The organism is Prosthecobacter sp. (assembly GCF_046154365.1).
In the GTDB taxonomy this organism is placed as follows: domain Bacteria; phylum Verrucomicrobiota; class Verrucomicrobiia; order Verrucomicrobiales; family Verrucomicrobiaceae; genus Prosthecobacter.
In genome coordinates this window covers 1-22,747 of the sequence record NZ_JBJXFV010000154.1, presented here as the reverse complement: position 1 = coordinate 22,747, position 22,747 = coordinate 1, and the positions used below count along the sequence as shown (strand labels likewise).

Below are 22,747 nucleotides of genomic sequence, written 5' to 3'. Positions count from 1 at the left end.
GCTAATCAGCCTGGCGTGGGCATTCAGAGCGCTTTTAGCGCCTTCGGATTTTAGGCATTCGTTCGTCATTCGGATTTCGTCATTCGTCATTGAGCGGCTGGCTCTACGACTTTTTGCGGTGTCGTCTGACAAGGAATGTCGCAGAGCAGAACTGGATCACAGAGTTCCCCCTGGGGTAAGGATGTCAGCCCCTCCCCAGCCCGGCTTCCCCCGCCTCTTCTGCCAAGTTCGCACCGATGGGCGTGAACCTCATCGTTCCTCTGGGCGTGAACAGCCGTTGCCCCCGCAAATCCCCCCCAACTAAAACATGGACAAGACCTTGCCAGTTCAGTTATCATCCAGTTTCACAGCCATGAAACTACCCACCTCGCACCTGCTCCACTCCAGTCTCACCACCGGCGTGCTTTTTCTGACCACGCTGCTCGGCCTCACGTCCGTCCAGGCGCAGACCAACCGCCGGGGCGAAAATTTCCCCCAGCAATCCTTCACCCGGCACAGCCGTGGTACTGAAATCCCCGCCCTTCTCGGCTCGCGGCTGAATCAAATCGCCGCATGGTATGACCGCACCGATGCCGAGCTCCGCAATCTCTGTCAGAAGGAACGGACCCTCCGCATGGACCGCCAGGGCCGCCTCCATTTTGTGTGCGAGGGCCTGCTGCCCTTGCAAAACGCCGTGGCCAACGCCGAGACGACGACCACTGGCACCACCATCCCCTCCGGCCCCTTTCCCGTGGACCAGACCTTCGTGCTGCACAGCAAACCCGGTGCCAGCAAGGTGATCTACCTCGACTTCGACGGTCACACCACCTCCGGCACCTACTGGAACACCAACTTCACCAGCGGCGCGAACATCGTGACGCCCCCCTACAGCACCGACAGCACGACAACGGCCTTTACCACCACTGAACTCAACAACATCCAGGCCATCTGGCAGCGCATCGCGGAGGATTTCGCCCCGTTTGACGTGGATGTGACCACACAAGACCCTGGACTCGAAGCGCTGCGTAAAACAACCACTTCAGACACGCAGTTCGGCGTGCGCGTGTGCATCGGCGGCAGCAGCTACGATTGGTATGGTGCCGGCGCGGGCGGCGTCGCTTATTTGAACTCCTTCACCTGGAACTCGGACACCCCCTGCTTTGTCTTCACCGCCCAGCTCGGCAGCGGCAACGTCAAATACACCGCCGAGGCCGCCAGCCACGAGGCCGGTCACACCTTCAACCTCAGCCATGACGGCCAAGTCGCGCACGACAACATCGCAGCCGTTGGTTATTACGAAGGCCACGCCAACTGGGCTCCCATCATGGGCGTCGGCTACTACAAGGACGTCAGCCAGTGGAGCAAAGGCGAGTATCCCTACGCGAACAACACGCAGGACGACACCACCATGATCGCCGGCATCACCGGCTACCGCGCGGATGAGCATGGCGACAGCATCGTGAATGCCACGTCGCTCACCGGCACCGCCATCGACGCCGCCGGCATCATCGAGCGTCGTACCGACGCCGACCTCTTCGGCTTCACCACCGGTGCGGGTACCATCTCCTTCAATGCCACGCCCGCCGCCCTCTCGCCCAATCTCGACATCCAGCTCGCTCTCTACGACGGCCTCGGCAATTTCGTCACCTCCGCCAGTCCGACCACCCTTGGTGCTGCTTTGAGCGCCACGGTCGCCCAGGGCACCTACTATCTCGCCGTCGATGGCGTCGGCACCGGCGATCCCCTCACCGCTTACAACGACTACGGCAGCCTCGGCCAGTTCCGTGTCACCGGCAGCATCGTCCCCGTCAATGGGCAGTCTCCTATCGCCGTCGCAGATGCCTCCGCGCCCGTCACTGGAGCCGCACCACTCGCCGTGACTTTCTCCAGCCTCGGCAGCCACGATCCGGACGGCAGCATCGCCGCCTACGATTGGGATTTTGGGGATGGCACCGGCTCCACCGCCGCCAATCCTGTCAAATCCTACACCGCCCCCGGCACCTACACCGCCTCCCTCGTCGTCGTGGACAACAGCGGCCTCTCCTCCACCGCCGACACCGTCACCATCGTCGTGCAGAACAACGCGGTTATTTACGTCGCCAACATCGCCATGAGCCTCAACACCACTAGGCTGGGCTCCGCCGCCACCGCCACCGTCACCGTGCGCAATCAAAACGGTGCGCTCATCCGCAACGCCACCGTCACCGGTCAGTGGAGCGGCCTCAGCACCGGCACTGTCTCCAAAACCACCGGCAGCAGCGGCACCGCCGCCCTCACCTCCGCCCGCACCAAAAACCGCGGCACCTTCACCTTCACCGTCACCGGCATCACCCTTTCCGGCTACACTTACTCCCCCACCCGCAACGTCGAGACCCGCGACTCCATCGCCACGCCTTGACCTGACTCAGCGTTCGTCTGCAAACCTCCGGTCCGTCAGCGTTCGCAAAAAAGCCATAAGCGCCTGCTTGTCCGCCGCCGTGAGGTGCAGGCCGCCGTCGGGGTGCTTGGCCAGATTCGGGTCCAGCGTGTCGGTGCGCTGCACACCTTCGCTGTAATGATCGAGCACCTGCTCCAGCGTGGTGAAGCGCCCGTCGTGCATGTACGGCGCGGTCACAGCCACGTTGCGCAGGCTAGGCGTGGCGAAGGTGCCACGGTCGATGGCGGCCTTCGTCACCTTGAAGCGCCCCAGATCGGCTTCAGTGATCGCCAGGCCGTTGTTGCGGAATTGATGATCCGTAAACAGCGCGCCGCCGTGGCAGTGGAAGCAGTCGGCACCCAGGCTGCCCATGCGCGGCTCGCGCTCCATCATGAACAGCTCAAAGCCGCGCTGCTCCTCGGCGCTGAGTTTCCCTTCGCCACGCATCGCACGGTCAAACTTCGAGTCATGCGAAGTCTGCGTGAGCAGGAAATTTTCCAGCGCGAGGCCGATGCGCTCCGGTGTCACCTCCGCTGAGTCAAACGCACGCGCAAAGTGCTCGCTTGACGTCTTACTGAGCTTCTTCACCACGTTGTCGAGTGTCTCATCCATCTCCAGATGGTCCTGGATGGGAATCAGCGCCTGCTCGCGCAACGACGGTGCCCGGCCGTCCCAGAAGAAACTCGTCTTCCACGCCAGATTGAACAGCGGCATGCCCTGGCGCGTGCCGGTGCGGCCTGCCACGCCGACGCTGAATTTTCGCGGATCAGCGAAGGCCGTTTCACGCGGATGGCAGGACGCGCACGACAGCGTGCCATCGCGGGAGAGCGCCGTGTCGTTGAACAGCCGCTCTCCCAGTGCCACGCGCTCCTCGATCAAGGGATTGTCACGCGGCAGCGGCGGGATCGGGAACGTGCCGCTCATCACAAAACGGTAGGGCGTGAACTTGGCCGGCAGGTAGAGTGGTTTGACTGTCGAAGGCCGGGAGATTTCCGGCACGCTGCTCGTCACGGCGTCCAGCGTGAACGCCCCCGGCAGATTGGCCACCAGCGCCGCTGCAATCGGATCACCGGGCTGCGAATGCGTGGAAACGCCGTCCTTCGCGAACGACAGCGGCTTCGCCCCGTTCAGTAACGCCGCCACATCGAAGCCGATCACCGCCGTGGCATCGCCCGTGAGATCGAAGTCGCCCTTCAACATCACCGCAGTGCGGTTTGCATCACGCGCGAAGTGATACGAGAAACCACCGGGCGTGGCACTGCCGCCGCGCCAGTTTCCCTCCAGCGCCAGGAAGATGTAACCGCCCTGCCAGCTCCAGTGCAGGCCGTTCACATTCGGATTCAGCGGATGATCGGGTGGATATTGAGCCGGATTCGCCGCATTCGTCGCCGCATCGAGTCCCAGGTGAAAACGCAGCGCCGTGTAGCGGCCGGCCGGCACCTGCGGCAGCAGCATGCGCGTGCGCCGCTTCACCGCATCCATCCAGGCCGTGGTGCCGGGCAGTTCGAGCCATGAACCGTCCTGCCGCTGCAAGGCAAAGCCGCTCAGCAGGTAACTCGCCCGCGTGACCGCAAAGATCTCCCCTGCGGCAGTGGTGTAGCGCAGCGAATCTAGGAGCAGGGGCGCTGCTCCGGCCCGGTGGTCCATCTTCACCTCCAGCGTCATCCCCTGCGCATGGAGCGCGAGCAGCAGGCCAAGGCCGATGAGGCGTGCAACGGGCATGACGAATGGTGGAAACACGCCGCCGAGTTTACTGGATGGTGATGCCGCCGGTCAAGGTGTACGTCGGCGCTTGTCGCGGTGCTCCACCTGACCGCCAAGCTGATGGCGCAGGCCGATCGGCTGCGCGTGGTAGTGGTAGCATACCCAACATCACCATGATTTGTGAATCTTTCCTGGGGAGTACAGGAGTCATGGAGTGCTGGAATGCAGAACTCCATCACTCCATCACTCCATCACTCCAAAGGCCCAGGACTCCCAAATTTTTCCAGGCCCCCAGGGCGTGACAAAAAGCGGGTGCGATCAAGTCACGGGCCTGTATCGTTCACCCGCTTGACGTCCGCACCTTCCAGCGTTCGAGTTCACTGTCACCCAACCATGATTTCCATCCTCCAATCAAGCGCCCAGGCCGCCGGTGTCGATGCGTCGGACGTGCAGGCGGCCATGAACACGGCTGCGGCCGGCGGCATTTCACCGGTGCTGGCATTGATTGAAAGCGGCGCGGTGGATGAGCGTGTCTTTACGCGGCATCTCGCGGACAGCCTCGGCTGGCAATGGCTGGAAACCCCGCAGCTTGACGCGGAGGACGCCACGGAACTGAAGCGTCTGATTCCGGCACGCTTTGCCGTGCGACACCAGATTTTCCCCGTGGGTTTTGGCGGCGGCCATGTGGCCAAGGAATCACGCACCGCCACCGGCGCTGCCATGACCGACGGCAAACGCACGCTCGTACTCGCCTGCCACGATCCGTGTGATCTGCTCGCACGGCAGGCCGTGGCGCGGCAGTCGGAACTGCCGGTGGAGTGGTGTCTCATGCCGCGCAATGAACTGCTCAATGCCGTGCAGCAGCTTTACGGCGTGGGGGCCGAGACGTTTGACGCGCTCATCGCCGCTGGCGGTGGCGGCACCGATGATCTGCATCTTCGCGATGAAGCCAATGTGATCGACGACGAGGACGAAGACGCCTCCGTGGTGAAGTTCGTGAATCAAATCATCCGCGAGGCGCTGGCGCAGAAGGCCACCGACATTCATGTGGAGCCGCAGCCCGACAGTCTGCGCATCCGCTACCGCATCGACGGCTTCCTGCATGAAATCCCCGTGCCGGAAAACATCAAGCAGCTCCAGGCCTCGGTGATCGCGCGCATCAAGGTGATGAGCAAACTCGACATCGCCGAAAAACGCCTGCCGCAGGACGGGCGCATTCATTTAAAGGCTGAGGGGCAGTCCATCGACGTGCGCGTGGCCTGCATCCCGAGCGTCGAAGGCGAGTCGATCAGCCTGCGCTTGCTCGGTCAGGAACGCTTCACGCTCGACCGTCTTGGCCTGAACGAGGCGCATCGTCAAACCATCGAGCTGCTGCTGGCGAAGCCGAACGGCATCGTGCTCGTCACCGGGCCGACGGGTTCGGGGAAATCGACCACGCTCTACACCTTCCTCTCGCAGCTCAACAGCGTGCATCGCCGCATCGTCACCATCGAAGATCCGGTGGAAAACAAGCTGCCAGGCATCGTGCAAATCCCGGTGAAGAACGAAATCGGCCTCACCTTTGCCAGTGGCCTGCGCAGCATCCTGCGCGGCGATCCCAATGTCGTCATGGTCGGTGAAATTCGCGACTTGGAGACGGCGGAGATCGCCGTGCGCGCCTCGTTGACGGGTCACCTGGTGTTTTCGACGCTGCACACCAACGACGCCGTCGCCGGCATCACGCGTTTGATTGAAATGGGCGTGAAGCCCTTCCTCGTCAGCTCCTCGGTGCGGGCGTTCCTCGCCCAACGACTCGTGCGGGTGCTGTGCGAGTCCTGCAAAGCTCCGGCGAAATACAAAAGCGATGAACTCACCAAGCTCGGCTTCCCCGAGGCGAAGGGCAAAACCGTGTGGCGTGCGACTCAAGGCGGCTGCCAGCACTGCCGTGGCACGGGTTACTCAGGACGTGTGGCGTTGTATGAGATCGCACTCATGACGCCCACCATGCAGTCGATGGTGTCCCAGCGTGCTTCCGAGGCGGATCTGCACACGCAGGCGCGCAAGGACGGGTTTGTGCCGATGCGCGAGTACGGCCTGCAAAAAGCGCTCGCAGGCATCACCACGCTGGAGGAAGTGTCCCGTGTCACCAGCGAAGAACTCGCCTAACACACCCTGATGCCGGCCTTCGTCTATCAAGCCCTGTCTGCCGATGGATCGAGCAAAACCGGCTCGATCGAGGCGGCAGACCGTGGTGATGCGGTGCGGATGCTCGCACGGCGCGGCTTGCAGGCACGCTCGGTTCAGGCGCAGGGTGTGGAACGGGCCAAAAAAATCGAACCGGCTGCTGAAACGGTGCTGCATCTCGCGAAAGCCGACGTGATCCGCTTCACCGAGGACATGGGCGATCTGCTAGCCTCCGGTTTGCAGGTGGAGCAGGCCTTGCAGGCGCTGGAAAACCGCAGCGCCTCGAAACTGGGCACGCTGGCAAAGCAGGTGCGCGAACGGGTGCGCGATGGCGTGCCGCTGTCCGCCGCGCTGCGGCAGGCATCCACCGCATTTGATGAATTGTACTGCAACATGATCGCCGCCGGTGAGAACAGCGGCGCACTGGACGACATCATGGACCGCCAGGCGCGGCATCTGCGGCTGATGGAGGAGATTCACGGCAAAGTCGTCGGCGCATTGATCTATCCGGCGTTCTTGATCACCTCGGGAGCAGCGCTGGCGATCGTCATGGTGACGTATCTGCTGCCGAAGCTCGCCACTCTGCTCACCGGCACCGGCAAGGAACCGCCGTTCATGATCAAAGCCAGCCTGGCGCTCTCCGATGTGCTCAAAAACTACTGGTGGGCCATTTTGATCTTCCTGGGTTTGCTCGTGATGATTCTCTTCGTCGTGCGCAAGACACCCGCATTCCAGTCCTGGTGGCACCGGCTCATGATCACCCTGCCCGGCATCCGCGACATCACTCGTGCGCGGTTTGAGCTGCAGTACTTTGAAACCCTCGGCAGCCTGCTGCGCGGCGGCGTGCCGTTGCTGCATGCGCTGGAGCTGGTACGGCGCGCGGTGACGAATCTGCATCTCAAACATCGTCTCACCGAGGCGGAAGCACTCGTTCAAGAAGGAGCCTCGCTCAGTCATGCGATGAAAAAAACCGCCGTGCTCGAATCGCAGGCCGTGGATGTCATCCGCATCGGCGAAGACACCGGCCAGCTCGCCATCGTGCTTGGCAAAGCCGCCGCACGCATGGACACGCAGCTCACCCGCACCATCGAACGCGTCACCGCACTCATCCAGCCCTGCCTGCTGCTGCTCATGGCCGTGCTGGTCGGCGGACTCGTATGGACCATGGTGAACATCGTCTTCTCCACCCTCAGCCAGCTCAATCATTAACTCCAACCGCATGAAACACACCCCCCCCGCCCTGCCCCGCCCCAACGCCTTCACCCTGCTCGAAATGATGATCGTGCTGCTCATCATCGCACTCATCATCGGCAGCGTCGCCGTCATGGTGCAGGGCATCGAGGGCAATGCGCAGGCCGTCACCACCGGCGGCAAGATCAAGGCGCTCGAAACCGCCCTCGTCTCCTACAAGATCAGCAATCTCGTTTATCCCACGCAGGAACAGGGCCTGGAGGCGCTCGTCAGCCCGCCACGCTCGGAACCGAAGCCGAAGCGCTGGACCCAGGTCATCAAGTCGGAGGGCCTGTTGGACCCTTGGGGGCATAAGTTCGCCTACCGCAACCCCGGCAAGCACAACGCTGGCGGCTATGATGTGTTCTCCTTCGGTCCCGACGGTGCCGAAGGCACGGCGGATGACATCGGCAACTGGTAACACCATGCAACGACCCGCCGCCGGCTTCACGCTGCTGGAGATGATCGTGGTGCTCGCGATTGCGGCGCTCGTCATCGGCATCGGCGCGACCGCCGTGCAGCAGCTCACGGAGGATCATGAACTGCGCAAAACGGCGCAGGAGGCGGAGCGCGTGCTCATGCAAGCCATGACGCGAACGCTGGCGACCGCACAGCCGCAAAGCGTGAACTTGGAGACGCTCAATCACGGCGCACGGCTCACCGTTCGGCGTGCAGGCGCGAATGAATTTGTTGCCACCACCGGCCAGCGCGTGGTGTTGCGTCCCGGCGGTTTGTGCGAGCCGCTGACACTGCACTGGCAGCAGGGCGATGCCTGGATTCGCGCCACGCTCGATCCACTGACCGGCGCACTCAACGACGTGGAGGAAAACTTGTGAAGCCACGCGGGTTCACGCTGCTGGAGACGCTGCTGGCACTGATGGTGTTCAGCATCGCCGTGGTGGCGCTGGTGGAAGCGGTCAATCAGCTCGGCAACACCACGCTGCACCGTCGTCGCGAAGCAATGGTGCAGGAACGCATGCGCTCACTGCTCATCGAACACACGCGACTGCCCGACCTGCCGGACGAAGCCAAGATCGTGGACGGTGATGTCACCTACACCGTGAAGCGCATCCCGCTGGACCAACTGCGCAACAAAGACGGGCAGCCGCTGCCGGACCTGTTCGAGATCAGCGTCACCGCCACATGGCTTGAAGGCCGCGTGTTGCAGCAGGCCACCACAGAAACCTGGGTCTATCCGCCGCTCTACCGCCCGCCGGGCACTTGAAGCATGAAGCAACACTCGTTTCAGCAGCGCAGGCAACGCCGCGGCTTCACGCTGCTCGAAGTCGTCATCGTCTTGGCGATTGTCGCGCTGCTGCTCTCGGTGATTTACAGCATCATGCAGGGCACGCTCACACTGGCAGATAACATCCGGCGCACGCAGCAGCGTGACAGCCGCCAGCAGGCCTTCACCGCGTTTTGCGAGCATCTGTTTCTCGGTCTGCCTGCCACTGCGGCGCTCAACCTGCAGACCACCCAGGAGGGCTCCGCTTACCTCTCGAAGCTCGAGTTGTACAACATCAGCTCACCCTTCGATGGCTCGCCCGGGCAGATCGTCACCCTGCAGACCGAAACCCTCGCTGGCGGCGGCCTGCGCATGATCCTCACCGCGCGCAAAATGCCCGATCCGCAGCTTTCACTCGCGCAGCAACCGACCCCGGAAGTCAAAGTGGTGCTGTTCGACAGCCTTGCGCAATGCGAATGGCGTGCCTTTGACCCCGCCAGCAAGCAGTGGGCACCGCTTTGGCGTGAGCCGCTCCCCAGCACCGTCCCTCCGCCCGTCCAGCCGGCACCTGGCTCCCCTGCGCCGGTTGCTCCGCTGCGCTCCGCTCATCCGCTCCTGCTGGAACTGAAATTCGCCACCGGCACCGACAGCAGCCATCGCCAGGTGTTCTGGATCGCGCCGAACGAACCGGTGGTGCAGAGCATTCCCCAACCGCCCTCCGGCTAAAGGCGCTGTGCAACAACTTGGTTGCCAAGCGGAGTTTGACAGAGTGCGGCCCCCGGCAGTTACATGAGCGTTCCATGATCCGAAAAGCCACTCTTCTGCTCCTGCTTCTGACCCTCTGCGCCTGCCAGTCTTCGTTGCTGGCAGAGTCTGCCATCGACCGGGAGATTCTAGCGACCACACTAGTTCAGAAGGAACATCCGGCACCGGACTTCACCGGCCAGACGACGGACGGGAGAAGTCTCACTCTTTCCGCCCTCAAAGGTAAAGTCGTGGTGCTCTACTTCTTCTCCACCAAGAGCGTACCGGCCTGCATCAGTGAGATGAAATACCTGGAAAGGGAGATCTGTCAGAAGTTGAACGACCGGGAGGACTTCCAGTTGATCGCCATCGGCCGCGACCACACGCGAGAAGAACTCGTCAACATAGCTGGCGAAAACAAACTGAACTTTCCGCTGGTTCCTGATCCGAAACAGGAAATCTATGCGCGCTACTTTACCAAATTCACACCACGCACCGTGGTGGTGCGCAAAGACGGCAGCATCGCCTATCTAGTGAGTGGACATCACGAATTTGATGGCATCATCAGGCTGCAAGCCGTGCTGACACGCGAGCTGGCCATGAAGACACCATGAGTCGTGTGTCGCTGAACGGCGGCGGTCCAAAGTTACAATATCTTAACAGCAAAGTTATGCCCTCACTCGGCTAGCTTGATAAAAGCAGCTTGCTCCAACGCCTCATTCCGAGCGTCAGGATGCATCAACGCTTTGCTCATCACTCCTCATTGGAACTCCATCCGGACACGTCGCCTCTCACGAGTCAGCACGTCTGCTGCGTGCCCTCTGAGGGCGTGTCCAAATCGTAACCCTCTACCGGTGGATTCAGTCGGTCATGCTGACTACTGCTCGACCGCCGGCCACTGGCGATGAGGTCTCTGCTCACGGAGAAATCATTCACTTCAACCGACACACACAAACACCATGCTAATCCAAACCAAACACCTCCTCACCATGCTCGTCGTGGCCGGGATTTCAGCAGCGGCCTTCCCCGCGAAGGCTGCCACCACCGTTTATAATGCCGGGGATATTCTCCTCGGTTTCCGTGCCACATCGGGCCAGGGTTCAACCACCAACCTGTTGGTGAACATTGGCTCCAGCACCACGCTGCGTGACAGCACCTCCCAGATCAGTCTGATCAACATCGGAGACACGTTGACCTCCGTTTACGGCAGTGGCTGGGCGTCCAGCACCGTGCTGAACTGGGGTCTCATCGGCGTCGGAGACACCGATCCAGGTGGATTAGTCGTCAACGGCGACCCCAACAACACCCTCTACCTCTCCCTGCCACAGTCCCCTGTTGGCAACGCTCCTACCATTGGAGCCAAGAAGTCCACCGCCTTCACCCTCGGCGGCGACGGCGCGGTGCTGTCTGTTGGCGGCGCAATGTCCGGTGTTCAGGCGACTTTTGCCGCCTTCAACGGTACTGCTGACAACAGTGGCCGCGCCGCCCAGATTGACACCAGCACCTCCAACACCTGGAACTCCTATGCCACCTCAGGCAATGACTTCAACACAGGCAAAAACATGGAAGGCCTGATGTCCAACACCGCTGGTCAGGTTCTTGATCTGTATCGCGTCCTCCGTGATGTGACCGTTTCTGGCGCGGCTGAAACATCCGGTGCCGTCAGCCGCAGAACCGAGTGGCAGGGAACCATCTCCCTCAGTGATTCGGGTCAGGTCACCTTCGACGCTTCTCCTGCCGCTGTGCCAGAGCCTAGCCGGGTGCTCTTCCTGGCCTGCGGTCTTGCCTCCCTGGTGCTGCGCCGCCGCCGTGCCGTCCGTGCTTAATTTCATTCCAACTCTTCTCTTACCTCCTTTAGTTCTCTTCAACCTATGAAAACATTCTTCAAACTTGCTGCCGTGGCAGCTCTCACTGCTTCCTCCTCCCTCTCCGCTGCTGATTGCGAAATCAACATCATCGGTGCCACCGCCTTCCGTGCGGGTGTCCACGCTGCCTTGCTCGCCTCCTCTGGCGGCCTCTACACCGGCGGTCCGACGAAATACTCCCACAGCAGTGGCAGTGGTTCCGTCAGTGGTGCCACACGCTCCAGTTGGGTGGGCACGGTGGCCGGCGTCGGCACGGTCACGGTCCGCACCTTCTGGACTGGCTCCGTGACGGGCATCCAGGATGTCAGCCAGGGCAACACCAAGCAATTCCTGGCTGACAGCACCCTCCCCACCTCGGGTCAGGCTTTCAGCCAGACCACGCTGGGCACCGCAGTCGCGGCTCATGCCACGTTCTCCGATTGCGCGCAAAGCTCCACGAACTTCACCGCCAACACCCTGGACGAAGTCAACGTGGGTGTTGTGCCCTTCGTGTTTGTGCTCAACGACACCGCCACCACCCCTGGTTTTGACAACGTCACGGCCCAGTTTGCCCGTGCCTTGTACAATGCCGGTTCCGTGCCCAAAAAATTGCTGACCGGCGTCGCTGGTGACAACAAGAAAGTCTATTGTGTGGGTCGTGACACCGGTTCCGGCACACGCGTCATCAGCCTGGCAGAAACCAAGTTTGGCGTCTTCACTCAGGTGAAGCATTACAGAATCACCACCAGCGGCGGCAACATCAACACCCTCCGCTTTTGGCCTTCCCTCACCATCGAACCTCTCCTCACTGGACCTCTTTCCGGCGCTGGCAATGATGCCACGTCTGGTAACGGCGGATACACCAGTGGCAGCACGTTTGCCACCCTGATGCAGGACAAGAGCGATGGTTCCATCGCCATCCAGAACGCCTCAGGCACCACCGTTGCCACTGAAACTGGTGGCGTGCATCTCATCACCGGCATCTCCTACAATGACACTCCTGCCATCGTTACGGGTGGCGGCACCCGCCTGAAGTATGAAGGCGTGGCCTACAATGGTACCGCAGACGACGACAAGGTCCGCAACGGCCAGTACACCTTCTGGAGCTTTGAAAAGCTTCTCAATGTGACCACGCTCAGCCAGGACCAGATCGACGTTCGTGACGCGCTGGTGACTGCCATCGACGCCAACATCTCCGGCTCGGGCATCCAGCTCTCCACGATGATCGTCGGCCGTCAGGAAGACGGTGGCATTGTTGCTCCTTGAGCATGAATCATAACCGCACAACAGTCAGGGCCGTTTAGCCTGACTAATCTCTTCTGGTGCTGGCGGACTTCGCCAGCACCAGTTTTTTTTGCTTCACGAAGCCATGAAACACTCTCCTGCCATCCTGCTTTCGTCCATCACGCTGAATGTGCTGCTGATCGGCGGTCTGATCATGATCTGGAGCGTCCGCAGTGTTCAGACCAGCGTGCCTCACGCACAGAACAGTGTGCCAGTGACGCAGGCCGCGACCGCCAAGGCACCTACGCCCCTCCAACCCGCCAAGGCCGCCCCATTTCGCTGGCAGCAGCTCGATGCGCCGGACTTTCCTACTTTTGTCAAAAATCTGCGCGCCATCGGCTGCCCGGAACCCACGCTGCGCGACATCCTCCAGGGCGAGCTGCGTGAAATCTATGAAGAAAAACGTCGGCAAGTGGCCGCCAGCACCAGCGGCTCTCTGCGGGAGGCTGAAACGCTGAAATTAACCACCGAACAGGACCGCTTGCTGGCAAGCCTCACCGCTCCTGCAACCTCGCCGCCGCCCCCCCTTACGGAGCCATCCCAACCGTCAGGAGCGGCAGGTCAGCCGTCGGGCCGCGCAACCACGACCTCGCAAGACACCGCGAACACAACTACCGCACCTGACAATCCTGCGGCCAACATCCCGGTAGCCTTCACCTATGGCAGCAATGCTGGTGCTGCGTTGGCTCAGGCAGGAGGGCAGCTTGTGTTGAGCGCACCGGTAACCAATCCCCAACTCCCACCCGCTACAGCGACGACACTCCAGCAGATGCAAAGTGATTTTGCCGAGGGATTGGGAGGCTCCGTACAAAATCCAAAGAGTCCTGCCTATCAACAAGACTGGAATGCGGCGCTGGTCCGCAGCAACGATCGCTTTTCATCTCTGTTTGGCGGCGATGCTTTCGTTCGCGCGCAAATTGAAGCGGTGCAGGCAGCCGCTGCAGCCCGCTGATCTATCATTGCCGCCCTGCGCCGGCTGGCATCATGTCGAAATCGTCACCTAATTTTATTGGTTGAGCCGTCTTTACTTCATTTTGGGCAGATCATGTGACGCATTCGTAACCGTGGTTGGCTTGAGAGATGGGGCACAAGAAAGCAAGTGCGGGTGCATTCAGAACGCGCACTCATGTTTCTTCGGAGCAGTCAGCACATCGTCAAAACCAGCCCAGCGAGCGATTCGTGGAGCAATCCATGGACGGGTTCCATCTGGTGTTGCGCCCTGCTATGCTGGCTGGGATTCCACCATACTTCCACCACCTGTTACGCCGCACCGGCTGCTGCAGCCAGCACAACTGCGGCGCAGCCTGCGACCGCTGCATCACAGCTCGGCAATCTCTACATCCGCGAGTACCGCGTGCGTGGCAACAGGCTCCTCAAACCGATCGAGATCGAGACGGCTGTGTATCCCTTCATGGGTCCGGGCAGATCGGAACAGGATGTCGAAGAAGCACGCCTAGCTTTGGAGAAGATCTACAAGTCGAAGGGTTATCAAAGTGTGTATGTGCAGGTGCCGCAGCAGACTGGCGCTCGTGGCATCATCTTCATGGAAGTGACCGAGGCACCGGTGGGCCGTCTGCGTGTCAAAGGCGCGCATTATTTCCTGCCCAGCAAGATCAAGGAGCAGGCACCGTCGATGGCCGAAGGCACGGTGCCGAATTTCAACGAGATCACCAAGGACATCATCGCCCTGAACCGCTGGCGTGACCGCAAGATCACCCCGGAACTGCGTGCGGGCGTGGTGCCCGGCACGGTGGACATTGATTTGAAGGTCGAGGACAAGCTGCCGCTGCATGGGAGCTGGGAGCTGAACAACCAGCACAATGCCAACACGGTGCCCTACCGGCTCAACGGTTCCATCAGCTACAGCAACCTGTGGCAGATGGGCCACACGCTGGGCCTGAGCTTCCAGGTGGCGCCGGAGAAACCCTCCGACGGCACGGTCTATTCCGCCTTTTACATGGCCCCGGTGCAAAGTGTGGAAAGCCTCAGCGTGATGCTCACCGGCACGGTGCAGGACAGCAACATTTCGACCCTGGGCGGTGGTGCGGTGATCGGCAAAGGGCAGATCCTCGGCCTGCGCTTCATGAAAACGCTGCCCGCAGAGCAGAGCTACTTCCATTCACTGAGCTTCGGCATGGACTACAAGAATTTCATTCAGGATGTGAGCGCTGGCGGCACGGTGATCTCGTCGCCGATTCAGTACTACCCGTTCACCGTGGCCTACACGGCCAGTCATGTCGCTGACAACAGCTACACCGAGTTCAATGCCTCGCTGGTCTTCCATTTGGGCGGCATGGGCGGCTCGCGCAGCGAGTTCGCGGCACGCCGCTTCAGCGCGAAGGACAACTTCTTCTATCTGCGCGGCGACCTCACTCACACCCACGATCTGCCGGGCGGCTTTCAGCTTTACACCCATGCGCAAGGCCAGGCAGCCCCCCAGGCGCTCATCAACACGGAGCAGATCTCCGCCGGTGGTCTGAACACGGTGCGCGGCTATCTCATTGCCACGCAGTTGGGCGATTCCGGCATCATCGGCTCCCTGGAGTTCCGCAGTCCGTCCTTCATCGGTTCCGCGAAGGAGAAGGAAAACGAGTGGCGCGTGTATGGCTTCGTCGAAGGCGGCAAGCTCTACGTCAACAACACCCTGCCAGCGGAAAAACGCAGCCACGATCTTGCCAGTGTCGGCTTCGGCAGCCGCTTCCGCTACCTGAACCACTTCACCGGCTCGCTCGACATGGGCGTGCCGCTGGTCACGCAGCCCAACGCCATCGCTCACGACCTCTATTTCACCTTCCGGGTGGGAATGGACTTCTAACCTCAAACTTTGCCTCAACGCCCTCCTCCGCCACATGATCAAGTCTCTGCTCAAGCTCCTCCCGCTCCTGCTGCTCGCTGGCTCCGTCCTCGCTGCTGAATCCAACTGGTGGAATCCAGCGTGGACCATCCGCAAGAAGATCGACATCGACACCAAGGCGGTCGCCATCGCCGAACCCATCGGCACCACTGCCGTGCTGGTGCGACTGCATGACGGCGTGTTCAGTTTCATGTCATCCAAGGAAGACGGCAGCGATCTGCGCTTCGTGGCCGACGATCACAAGACGGTGCTCAAGCATCACGTCGAGAAATGGGATTCGCTGCTCAATGAGGCCTATGTGTGGGTGCAGGTGCCGGATTTGAAACCTGCCGCCGCCACCGCCATCTGGCTCTACTACGGCAACACCACCGAGGCTGTGGCCGTCGATCCCGCCAAGGAAACGTATGAGGCGAACACCACGCTGGTCTATCACTTCGCTGATGCGGCCAAAGCGGGCACGGATTCTTCCACCACGGGTGCGAATGCGGAAGGCACGCCGCCACCAGCCGCAGGATCGCTCGTCGCCGGTGGTTTGCGCGTGTTTGGACAAACCGCCATCAAAGTGCCGGCCAATCCTGCGCTGGAATGGGCACCGGGGGGGGCGATGACGCTCTCCGTCTGGATCAAACCCAGCGCCTTGCAGCCAAACGCAGTCATCTTCAGCCGCCGTGAAGGCGCCAACGCCTTCCTGCTCCTGCTCGACAACGGCATTCCGCTGGTGGAGATCAATAAGCAGCGCAGCACCGCCGGTGCGCCGCTCGCTCCCGGAGCGTGGCATCATGTGGCCGCCGTGGCCGATGCTGGCAGCATCACCGTCTATCTTGATGGCAAATCTTATGGTGCGCTGTCCGCCGCCATGCCATCGCTCAAAGGCCCGGCGGAGATCGACAAAGACACTTCCCCTCTCGCTGCAACTCTCACCGGCTTCACGGGTGAAGTGGATGAACTGCAAATCGCCAAGACTGCGCGTCCGGCAGGCTTCATCCGCTTTGCCGCCGTGAACCAGGGCACCAGCGCCGACGCCGCCAAGCTGCTCGTCGTTGGCAGTGATGAAGCCTCTGATCACCAAGAGGAGAGCGAGATCATGAAGCATGTCTCGCTCATCACCGACATCTCCAAAGACCTCACGTTTGACGGCTGGGTCGTCATCTTTCTCTGCGCCCTCCTCGCCATCGTTGGCTGGATCATCGCCATCGGCAAGATTGGCTATCTCAACACCATCGAGAAAGCGTCGAAGGAGTTTATGAAGCGCTGGGAAAAGATTTCCTCCGATCTCACCGCCATCGACACCGAAGATACCGACAGCATCAAGAACATCGGCGGTGCTGTGGTGAATTCCAAGACGCAGAAGCTCATGCGCCAGTCACCGCTCTACCAGCTCTACCACCTCGGTTCAGAAGAAATCAGCAACCGCATGAGGTCGTTCCGGAAGGTCACCTTCAATCCCGGCGAGAAAAAAGAAGCCAAAGTCATGGGGCTTTCGGGCCGCTCGATCCAGGCCATCAAAGCCGCCCTGCACGGCGGCATGGTGCGCGAGGTGCAGAAGCTCAACGGCAAGCTCGTCTTCCTCACCATCGGCATCGCCGGTGGCCCCTACCTCGGCCTGCTTGGCACCGTCATCGGCGTCATGATCACCTTCGCCGTCATCGCCAAATCCGGCGAGGTCGAGGTGAACTCCATCGCGCCCGGTATTGCCGGTGCGCTGCTCGCCACCGTGGCCGGCCTCGCTGTCGCCATTCCGGCGCTGTTTATCTACAGCTACCTCAGCGCCCGCATCAAGGACGTGATCTCCAACATGGAGACCTTCATCGACGAGTTCATCGCAAAGATGGCCGAGCACTACAAGGAATAGCCGCACACCATGGACGCCGACAACAAAAGTTACGACGACATCAACGTCACCCCGATGGTGGACCTCTACCTCGTGCTGCTGCTCATCTTCATCATCATGACGACGGCAGGCGTGCAGGGTGTGAAGGTCAATCTGCCGCGTGGCGGCCCGGCGTCATCGAAGCCACTCGAAGGCCCGAAGATGCAGGCCATCACCGTCAACACCGAGGGCAAAATCTTCCTCAACACCCTGCCCGTCACGCTCGATGAGCTGTCCAGCAAGCTGGAGTCGCTCAAATCCAGCACGCCCGAATTTCCCGTCGTCATCCGTGGCGACAGCGCCTCGCAGTATCAAGGCATCATGGACGTGCTCAACGTCTGCGGCCGCATTGGCATCACGCAGATCGGTCTTGCCACCCAGGCCAAAAAATAACGACCGCTATGAAACCCACCAACATCGAAGACGAAGACGAGCCCGGCTTTTTCAAGCGCCACCTCGTCATGCTCATCATCGGCGGCCTGGCGCTGGCCGGCGGCGGTTATGTATTCACGAACTACAAGCCCGGCAAGTCCACGCCGAAAAAGAAACTCGACATGGTCATCGTCAACCCGGTGATCGATCCGCCACCGCCGCCCCCAATGCCGAAGAAAGAACCGCTGCCAGTGGAAAAACCAAAGGACATGATCGTTCAGCCTCCTGCGGTCAATGTCGCGAAACCTGTAAACAAGACCAAGGATGAACCGAAGAGCCCACCCCTTGGAACTGCAATCGCAGGAGGAGATGGCAGCGGTCTCAGTATTGGTGATAGTAGAGGTGGTTCCAGTCTGATCGGCGATCAGGGTGGAAATAAAGAGGGCAGCCTCTGGGGATGGTATGCGGGAACTGTTCAAAGCCGCATCGCTGACGCTTTGCGTGGTCATCCACTCACCCGACGTGCCAGCTTTTCCAACATCGTCAAAATTTGGTCCGATGCCACAGGCCGGATTACACGCGTCAAACTGTCCAGCAGCACAGGTGATCAAGCAGTGGACAACGCCATCGAAAACGAAGTGCTCCAGGGGCTTGTGCTGGCCGAAGCCCCCCCGGCTGGCATGCCGATGCCCATCAACCTGCGTCTCAGTGCCAGAAACTAGATTAACGCACATCCCATCATGAAACCCACCGACCTCCAAGACGAAGACGAGCCCGGCTTTTTCAAGCGCAACCTCGTCATGTTCATCATCGGCGGTCTGGCGCTGGCAGGCGGTGGCTATGCGTTCACGAACTACAAGCCCGGCAAGTCCACGCCGAAGAAGAAACTCGACATGGTGATGGTCATGCCGGTGCTCCCACCGCCGCCACCACCTCCCCCACCGCCACCGCCGAAAGAAGAACCGCCGCCGGAAGAAAAAGAGGAGGAGATGATCGAGCAGCCGCCCGAAGAAATCGCCGAGAAGCCGGATGACAAACCGGCGGACGAGCCCAAGGACGAACCCATCGGCACCGCCATCGGTGGTGGTGACGGCAGCGGCCTCGCCCTCGGTGGTGGCGGAGGAGGTCGAGGCATGATCGGCGGTGGTGGCGGCAAGGGTGGTAGCAAATGGGGCTGGTACGCAGGAACGATCCAGACCCGCATCGCCGAGGCGCTGCGCAATCATCCGCTCACCCGCCGCGCCGGATTTTCCAACGTCGTCAAAGTCTGGGCCGACGCCACCGGCCGCATCACGCGCGTGCGCCTGTCCAGCAGCACCGGCGACAAGGCGGTGGACAACGCCATCGAAAACGAAGTGCTCAACGGCCTCGTGCTGAGCGAACCGCCGCCGGATGACATGCCCATGCCCATCAATCTCCGTCTCAGCGCCCGCAAATCGAACTGAAGCCAAACGCTCCGCGAAAAATTCCTCATGCTTAACAACTCCCAAGTCTGGCGCCGCCAGTTTGCCTGTTTCACCGCCTCTCTCGTTGCTGCGGTGCAGCCCGCGCTCGTGATGGCGCAGGAACTGCCGCTGCCAACCAAACTGCTGGCCGAGAATGCCGCTCCTGCGGTTCCCGCACCTGCCCCAAGCACTCCCGCAGCTCCCGCGACAACGCCTATCTCCCCTGACCCGGCGGCGGCAGCAGCGGTGCTGCCAGATCCGAACGCCCCGGCCCCTCAGCCCATTCTGGCCGGGCCTTCGCAAAACGTGACGTTGAACCTGATCAACCGTCTCGTGCAGAAAGGCGTGCTCAGCCAGGGTGAAGCCGCCGATTTGATCCAAGGCGCGGAACAGGACGCCGCCTTCGCCAAAGCACAAGCCCAGGCCTTGGCAGAAACCCAGGCCGCAGTCATGTCGCAGAATGCGCAGCCGGCCGTCGAACCCGACAGCGATGAAGTGCGCGTCACCTACATCCCTGAAGCCGTCAAAGCGCAGATTCGCGACCAGTTGCGCGCCGAAGTCCTCGGTCAGGCGCGGGCAGAAAACTGGGCCGCACCGCACCAGCATCAAGAATGGACCTCACGCATCAAGCTCTTCGGCGACATCCGCATGCGCCATGACAATTTCATGTTTCCAACGGGCAATGACAACATCACTGGCGCGTTCCCCAACTTCAATTCCCTCAACACCGGCGCACCCTTTGATTTCCGCAACACCAACGGCACGCTCCCCCCGCAGCTCAATGCTGACCAAGATCGCGAGCGCACGCGGTTGCGCATGCGCCTGGGCTTTGACATTGATCTGGAGGACGGCTTCACCGCCGGCATTCGCATGGCTACCGGCGGCAACAACGCGCCGGTTTCCACCAACCAGACCTTGGGCAGCACTGGCAGCAGCAACGCCGCGCAAGGCGGCGGTTTTTCCAAATACGAACTCTGGCTGGATCGTGCTTTCATCAAATACGAAGCTGCGCTGAACCCCATGGCAAACCTGACCGTCTTGCTCGGACGTTTTGACAATCCCTTCGTCACGAACAGTCAAATCATGTGGGATGAGGATGTGGGACTGGACGGCATCGCCTTCAAAATAAACACCCCATGGCAGCCCGGATTGAAAACGTTCCTCACTGCCGGTGCCTTCCCGGTGTTCACCAGCTATTTCAACTACGCCCCCAACAACACCGCCAAGTACGAGAGCTATAACAAGTATCTGCTGGCCGCGCAGTTTGGTGTCGAGTTTAAAATCACCGATGACATCGAAGTGAAATCGACCCTCGCCTACTACGACTGGAAGAATATCGAAGGGCAATTCTCCAGCCCGTTTGTACCGGCCTCAGCACAAGATGCGGGTAACACGGACAACAGCAGGCCGGCTTTTGCCCAGAAGGGCAACACCTACCGGCCGATCCGCAACATCACCGCCACTCCCGGTGCCGCTCCTGCTGGAAACCTCAACGGCACGATCAACCAGTTTCAATACTTCGGTCTCGCCACCAAGTTCCGGCAGATTTATTGGACTGGCCGGGTCGATTTCAATCACTGGGAGCCACTGCAGGTTTCGCTGCTGGGTGAGTTCATCAAGAATGTCGGTCTGGACAAGGGTGCCATGGGCAATCTGACCGCGGCCAATTCGGTGGTGAACAACCGTGCCGGCGGCACCGGTGCCTGGGATGGTGGCGACACCGCGTGGTACATGGGCGTGAACCTCGGCAAGGCGATCCCCGCCTTTGACAAGCGCGGCGACTGGGCGCTGGGCATCGGCTACCGCCATGTCGAATCTGATGCCGTGATTGACGGCTTCACCGACTCCGTCTTCGGCGGCGGCGGTTCCAACATGGAAGGCTACACGCTCAACGCCGCGATGGCGCTGACCAAACGCACCTGGTTCCGCATGGCCTACATGAGCGCCAATCAGATCGCCGGCCCCACGCTCCAGACGGACGTCTTCCTCGTTGACTTCACCGCCAAATTTTAAGCCATGAAACTTACCACCGCTCTATTCCTCTTCGTTGCTGCCACCACATTGCCTGCGGCAGAAGAAGTTGATCCCGCCATGGCCGTCCTCAAGCGCATGCGTGAGCAGTTGCGCACGGTCATGATCCAGCAGCAAAAAACCGAGGCGGATCGTGCCACGCTGCAGGCTGCCAACGTCGAACTGGAGGCCAAGGTCAAAACTCAGGAGGCCAGCTTCAAAAAACTCGCCAAGGACAGCAACGAGCAAAAAGACGCCGATGCGAAGACCATCACTGAACTCAAGGCGAAAGTCCTGGAGCAGGAGCGTGAGCAGGCCCGCCTGGCGGAAGCGCTGAGCAAATGGAAGCAGGGCCATCAGGAAGTCACTGTGGCGGCCAAAAAAATCGAGGCCGAGCGCACAGAACTCGCCGCCAAGGTCATTCTGCTCGATCGCAAGGTCGCCGACCAGCAGCGCAAGAATGACGAACTGTTCAAGGTCGGCAGCGAAGTGCTTTCCAAATATGAAGGCTTCGGTCTCGGCACCGCCATCGCCGCGCGCGAACCCTTCACCCGCAACATGCGTGTGAAGTTGGAAACGCTGGTCCAGGACTACGGTGACAAGCTCGTGGACAGCAAAATCAAACCTGACGAAGCGCCCAAGGCCAAATCCGCGACGAAAGACGATCCCGCCAAGGTTCAGAAGCCCGTGACACAGTCCAGCCCACCCGCACGCTGAGATGAGCCCCTTCCCTGCCAGCCTGCCTGCCCTCCTGCTGCTATCCTGCGGCCTCACCGGACTCATGCTGCAAGCGGAGGATGCCAACAAGGTGATTGGTAGCATCGGTGATCTCGAAATCCGCGAAAACGAGGTGCTGGCTTCGCTGGGCAATCTTGGTGCCGTGGACAAGGAGGCGCTCATGCGTGATCCGGCCACGCTCAACAAACTCGTGCGCTCCATGCTCGTGCAGCGCGTGGTGTTGCAGCAGGCGCTGGAAAAAAAATGGGATGAAGACCCGTCCGTGGCCCCTCTGCTCAAAAGCACGCGTGAAGCCGCGCTCGCCGACAGTTACTTGAAGTCCATCTGCAAGCCGCCGGAGAGCTACCCGGACGAAACCGAACTGCGGGCCGCCTATGAGGCCGGTCGTGCTGCGCTGACAGTGCCCCGCTCTTACCGCCTCGCTCAGATTTATGTCCCCGACCCGGATGGTGCGGACAAGCAGGCAAAAACGCGGCTGGAGAGCGTGCGGAAGCGACTGCAAGTCGCCGGCGCCGACTTCGGCCAGATCGCACGCGAAGTCAGCGAGGAAAAAGAGAGCGCATCGCGCAACGGTGAGATCGGCTGGCTGAACGAGCAGCAGATCCAGCCCGAAATCATGGCGCAACTGCCCAAGCTCAAGATGAATGTCGTCTCCGAGCCCGTGCGGCTCAAGGATGGCTGGCACATTCTCAAGGTGCTGGACGCCCGCGAACCGTTCACGCCGATCTTCGACCAGGTGCGTGTGCAACTGGCCCAGCGACTGCGGGCGGAGAAGACTCGCGCGAACATGCAGGCTTACGTGTCGGAAACGTTGCTAAAGCACCCTGTGGCTATCAACGAGGTCGCGCTGTCTAAACTGCTCCTTGGCA

The 22,747-nt window shown here is 60.9% G+C and carries 20 protein-coding genes; 19 read left to right on the top strand and 1 reads right to left on the bottom strand.

Annotated features, from left to right (window positions below):
• Nucleotides 1-352 precede the first annotated feature (352 nt).
• Nucleotides 353-2,377, top strand: a complete 2,025-nt coding sequence (locus tag ACKVY0_RS19325; protein ID WP_409216478.1) for a PKD domain-containing protein — start codon at nt 353-355, stop codon at nt 2,375-2,377.
• A 6-nt stretch (nt 2,378-2,383) separates the two neighbouring features.
• On the opposite strand, the gene ACKVY0_RS19320 is transcribed toward ACKVY0_RS19325, so the two are convergent.
• Complete coding sequence (locus ACKVY0_RS19320) at nt 2,384-4,117, bottom strand: MbnP family protein (protein WP_409216477.1); 1,734 nt, start codon at nt 4,115-4,117, stop codon at nt 2,384-2,386.
• 375 nt (nt 4,118-4,492) lie between these two features.
• On the opposite strand from ACKVY0_RS19320, the gene ACKVY0_RS19315 reads away from it, so the two are divergent.
• The 18 genes from ACKVY0_RS19315 to ACKVY0_RS19230 all read left to right on the top strand — a co-directional run.
• Nucleotides 4,493-6,244 (top strand): GspE/PulE family protein, encoded by a 1,752-nt coding sequence (locus ACKVY0_RS19315; RefSeq protein WP_409216476.1) that lies wholly within the window; start codon nt 4,493-4,495, stop codon nt 6,242-6,244.
• Between the two features lie 9 nt (nt 6,245-6,253).
• Nucleotides 6,254-7,471, top strand: coding sequence for a type II secretion system F family protein (locus ACKVY0_RS19310; protein WP_409216475.1), 1,218 nt, complete (start codon nt 6,254-6,256; stop codon nt 7,469-7,471).
• Nucleotides 7,472-7,481: 10 nt separating this feature from the next.
• The gene (gene gspG / locus ACKVY0_RS19305) at nt 7,482-7,913 is read left to right on the top strand and encodes a type II secretion system major pseudopilin GspG (RefSeq protein ID WP_409216474.1); all 432 of its coding nucleotides are present in this window, start codon (nt 7,482-7,484) and stop codon (nt 7,911-7,913) included.
• A 4-nt stretch (nt 7,914-7,917) separates the two neighbouring features.
• A complete protein-coding gene (locus tag ACKVY0_RS19300; RefSeq protein WP_409216473.1) occupies nt 7,918-8,328 on the top strand; it encodes a Tfp pilus assembly protein FimT/FimU in 411 nt (136 codons plus the stop codon).
• Nucleotides 8,325-8,717, top strand: coding sequence for a prepilin-type N-terminal cleavage/methylation domain-containing protein (locus tag ACKVY0_RS19295; RefSeq protein ID WP_409216472.1), 393 nt, complete (start codon nt 8,325-8,327; stop codon nt 8,715-8,717). The genes ACKVY0_RS19300 and ACKVY0_RS19295 overlap by 4 nt, the downstream gene beginning before the upstream one ends.
• A 3-nt stretch (nt 8,718-8,720) precedes the next feature.
• Nucleotides 8,721-9,443: a type II secretion system protein gene (locus tag ACKVY0_RS19290; protein ID WP_409216471.1), complete on the top strand. Its 723-nt coding sequence runs from the start codon at nt 8,721-8,723 to the stop codon at nt 9,441-9,443.
• A 74-nt stretch (nt 9,444-9,517) separates the two neighbouring features.
• Nucleotides 9,518-10,075 carry a peroxiredoxin family protein gene (locus ACKVY0_RS19285; RefSeq protein ID WP_409216470.1) on the top strand — a complete coding sequence of 186 codons (558 nt, stop codon included), beginning with the start codon at nt 9,518-9,520 and terminating at the stop codon, nt 10,073-10,075.
• A 345-nt stretch (nt 10,076-10,420) separates the two neighbouring features.
• Nucleotides 10,421-11,287 carry a hypothetical protein gene (locus tag ACKVY0_RS19280; RefSeq protein WP_409216469.1) on the top strand — a complete coding sequence of 289 codons (867 nt, stop codon included), beginning with the start codon at nt 10,421-10,423 and terminating at the stop codon, nt 11,285-11,287.
• A 45-nt stretch (nt 11,288-11,332) separates the two neighbouring features.
• Nucleotides 11,333-12,571 (top strand): hypothetical protein, encoded by a 1,239-nt coding sequence (locus tag ACKVY0_RS19275; RefSeq protein ID WP_409216468.1) that lies wholly within the window; start codon nt 11,333-11,335, stop codon nt 12,569-12,571.
• Nucleotides 12,572-12,719: 148 nt separating this feature from the next.
• Nucleotides 12,720-13,541 carry a hypothetical protein gene (locus tag ACKVY0_RS19270; protein ID WP_409216467.1) on the top strand — a complete coding sequence of 274 codons (822 nt, stop codon included), beginning with the start codon at nt 12,720-12,722 and terminating at the stop codon, nt 13,539-13,541.
• Between the two features lie 174 nt (nt 13,542-13,715).
• A complete protein-coding gene (locus ACKVY0_RS19265; protein ID WP_409216466.1) occupies nt 13,716-15,404 on the top strand; it encodes a ShlB/FhaC/HecB family hemolysin secretion/activation protein in 1,689 nt (562 codons plus the stop codon).
• A 34-nt stretch (nt 15,405-15,438) separates the two neighbouring features.
• Nucleotides 15,439-17,295 carry a DUF2341 domain-containing protein gene (locus tag ACKVY0_RS19260; protein ID WP_409216465.1) on the top strand — a complete coding sequence of 619 codons (1,857 nt, stop codon included), beginning with the start codon at nt 15,439-15,441 and terminating at the stop codon, nt 17,293-17,295.
• Nucleotides 17,296-17,304: 9 nt separating this feature from the next.
• On the top strand, nt 17,305-17,706 hold the full coding sequence (locus ACKVY0_RS19255; protein ID WP_409216464.1) for an ExbD/TolR family protein: 402 nt from the start codon (nt 17,305-17,307) through the stop codon (nt 17,704-17,706).
• A gap of 68 nt (nt 17,707-17,774) precedes the next feature.
• Nucleotides 17,775-18,407, top strand: coding sequence for a TonB C-terminal domain-containing protein (locus ACKVY0_RS19250; protein WP_409216463.1), 633 nt, complete (start codon nt 17,775-17,777; stop codon nt 18,405-18,407).
• An 18-nt stretch (nt 18,408-18,425) separates the two neighbouring features.
• Nucleotides 18,426-19,130, top strand: a complete 705-nt coding sequence (locus ACKVY0_RS19245; protein WP_409216462.1) for a TonB C-terminal domain-containing protein — start codon at nt 18,426-18,428, stop codon at nt 19,128-19,130.
• Nucleotides 19,131-19,157: 27 nt separating this feature from the next.
• Nucleotides 19,158-21,143, top strand: coding sequence for a putative porin (locus ACKVY0_RS19240; protein ID WP_409216461.1), 1,986 nt, complete (start codon nt 19,158-19,160; stop codon nt 21,141-21,143).
• A gap of 3 nt (nt 21,144-21,146) precedes the next feature.
• Nucleotides 21,147-21,857: a hypothetical protein gene (locus tag ACKVY0_RS19235; protein ID WP_409216460.1), complete on the top strand. Its 711-nt coding sequence runs from the start codon at nt 21,147-21,149 to the stop codon at nt 21,855-21,857.
• Between the two features lies 1 nt (nt 21,858).
• A partial coding sequence (locus ACKVY0_RS19230; RefSeq protein WP_409216459.1) for a peptidylprolyl isomerase occupies nt 21,859-22,747 on the top strand: 889 nt, incomplete at its 3' end.

Bases quoted from the DNA above. Each gene is read 5' to 3' on its own strand.
- ACKVY0_RS19290 (WP_409216471.1), top strand. From the start codon at position 8,721: ATGAAGCAACACTCGTTTCAGCAGCGCAGGCAACGCCGCGGCTTCACG.
- ACKVY0_RS19260 (WP_409216465.1), top strand. From the start codon at position 15,439: ATGATCAAGTCTCTGCTCAAGCTCCTCCCGCTCCTGCTGCTCGCTGGC.
- ACKVY0_RS19250 (WP_409216463.1), top strand. From the start codon at position 17,775: ATGCTCATCATCGGCGGCCTGGCGCTGGCCGGCGGCGGTTATGTATTC.
- ACKVY0_RS19265 (WP_409216466.1), top strand. From the start codon at position 13,716: ATGTTTCTTCGGAGCAGTCAGCACATCGTCAAAACCAGCCCAGCGAGC.
- ACKVY0_RS19255 (WP_409216464.1), top strand. From the start codon at position 17,305: ATGGACGCCGACAACAAAAGTTACGACGACATCAACGTCACCCCGATG.
- ACKVY0_RS19320 (WP_409216477.1), bottom strand. From the start codon at position 4,117: ATGCCCGTTGCACGCCTCATCGGCCTTGGCCTGCTGCTCGCGCTCCAT.
- ACKVY0_RS19235 (WP_409216460.1), top strand. From the start codon at position 21,147: ATGAAACTTACCACCGCTCTATTCCTCTTCGTTGCTGCCACCACATTG.
- ACKVY0_RS19280 (WP_409216469.1), top strand. From the start codon at position 10,421: ATGCTAATCCAAACCAAACACCTCCTCACCATGCTCGTCGTGGCCGGG.
- ACKVY0_RS19245 (WP_409216462.1), top strand. From the start codon at position 18,426: ATGAAACCCACCGACCTCCAAGACGAAGACGAGCCCGGCTTTTTCAAG.
- ACKVY0_RS19315 (WP_409216476.1), top strand. From the start codon at position 4,493: ATGATTTCCATCCTCCAATCAAGCGCCCAGGCCGCCGGTGTCGATGCG.
- ACKVY0_RS19275 (WP_409216468.1), top strand. From the start codon at position 11,333: ATGAAAACATTCTTCAAACTTGCTGCCGTGGCAGCTCTCACTGCTTCC.
- ACKVY0_RS19325 (WP_409216478.1), top strand. From the start codon at position 353: ATGAAACTACCCACCTCGCACCTGCTCCACTCCAGTCTCACCACCGGC.
- ACKVY0_RS19310 (WP_409216475.1), top strand. From the start codon at position 6,254: ATGCCGGCCTTCGTCTATCAAGCCCTGTCTGCCGATGGATCGAGCAAA.
- ACKVY0_RS19300 (WP_409216473.1), top strand. From the start codon at position 7,918: ATGCAACGACCCGCCGCCGGCTTCACGCTGCTGGAGATGATCGTGGTG.
- gspG (WP_409216474.1), top strand. From the start codon at position 7,482: ATGAAACACACCCCCCCCGCCCTGCCCCGCCCCAACGCCTTCACCCTG.
- ACKVY0_RS19285 (WP_409216470.1), top strand. From the start codon at position 9,518: ATGATCCGAAAAGCCACTCTTCTGCTCCTGCTTCTGACCCTCTGCGCC.
- ACKVY0_RS19240 (WP_409216461.1), top strand. From the start codon at position 19,158: ATGCTTAACAACTCCCAAGTCTGGCGCCGCCAGTTTGCCTGTTTCACC.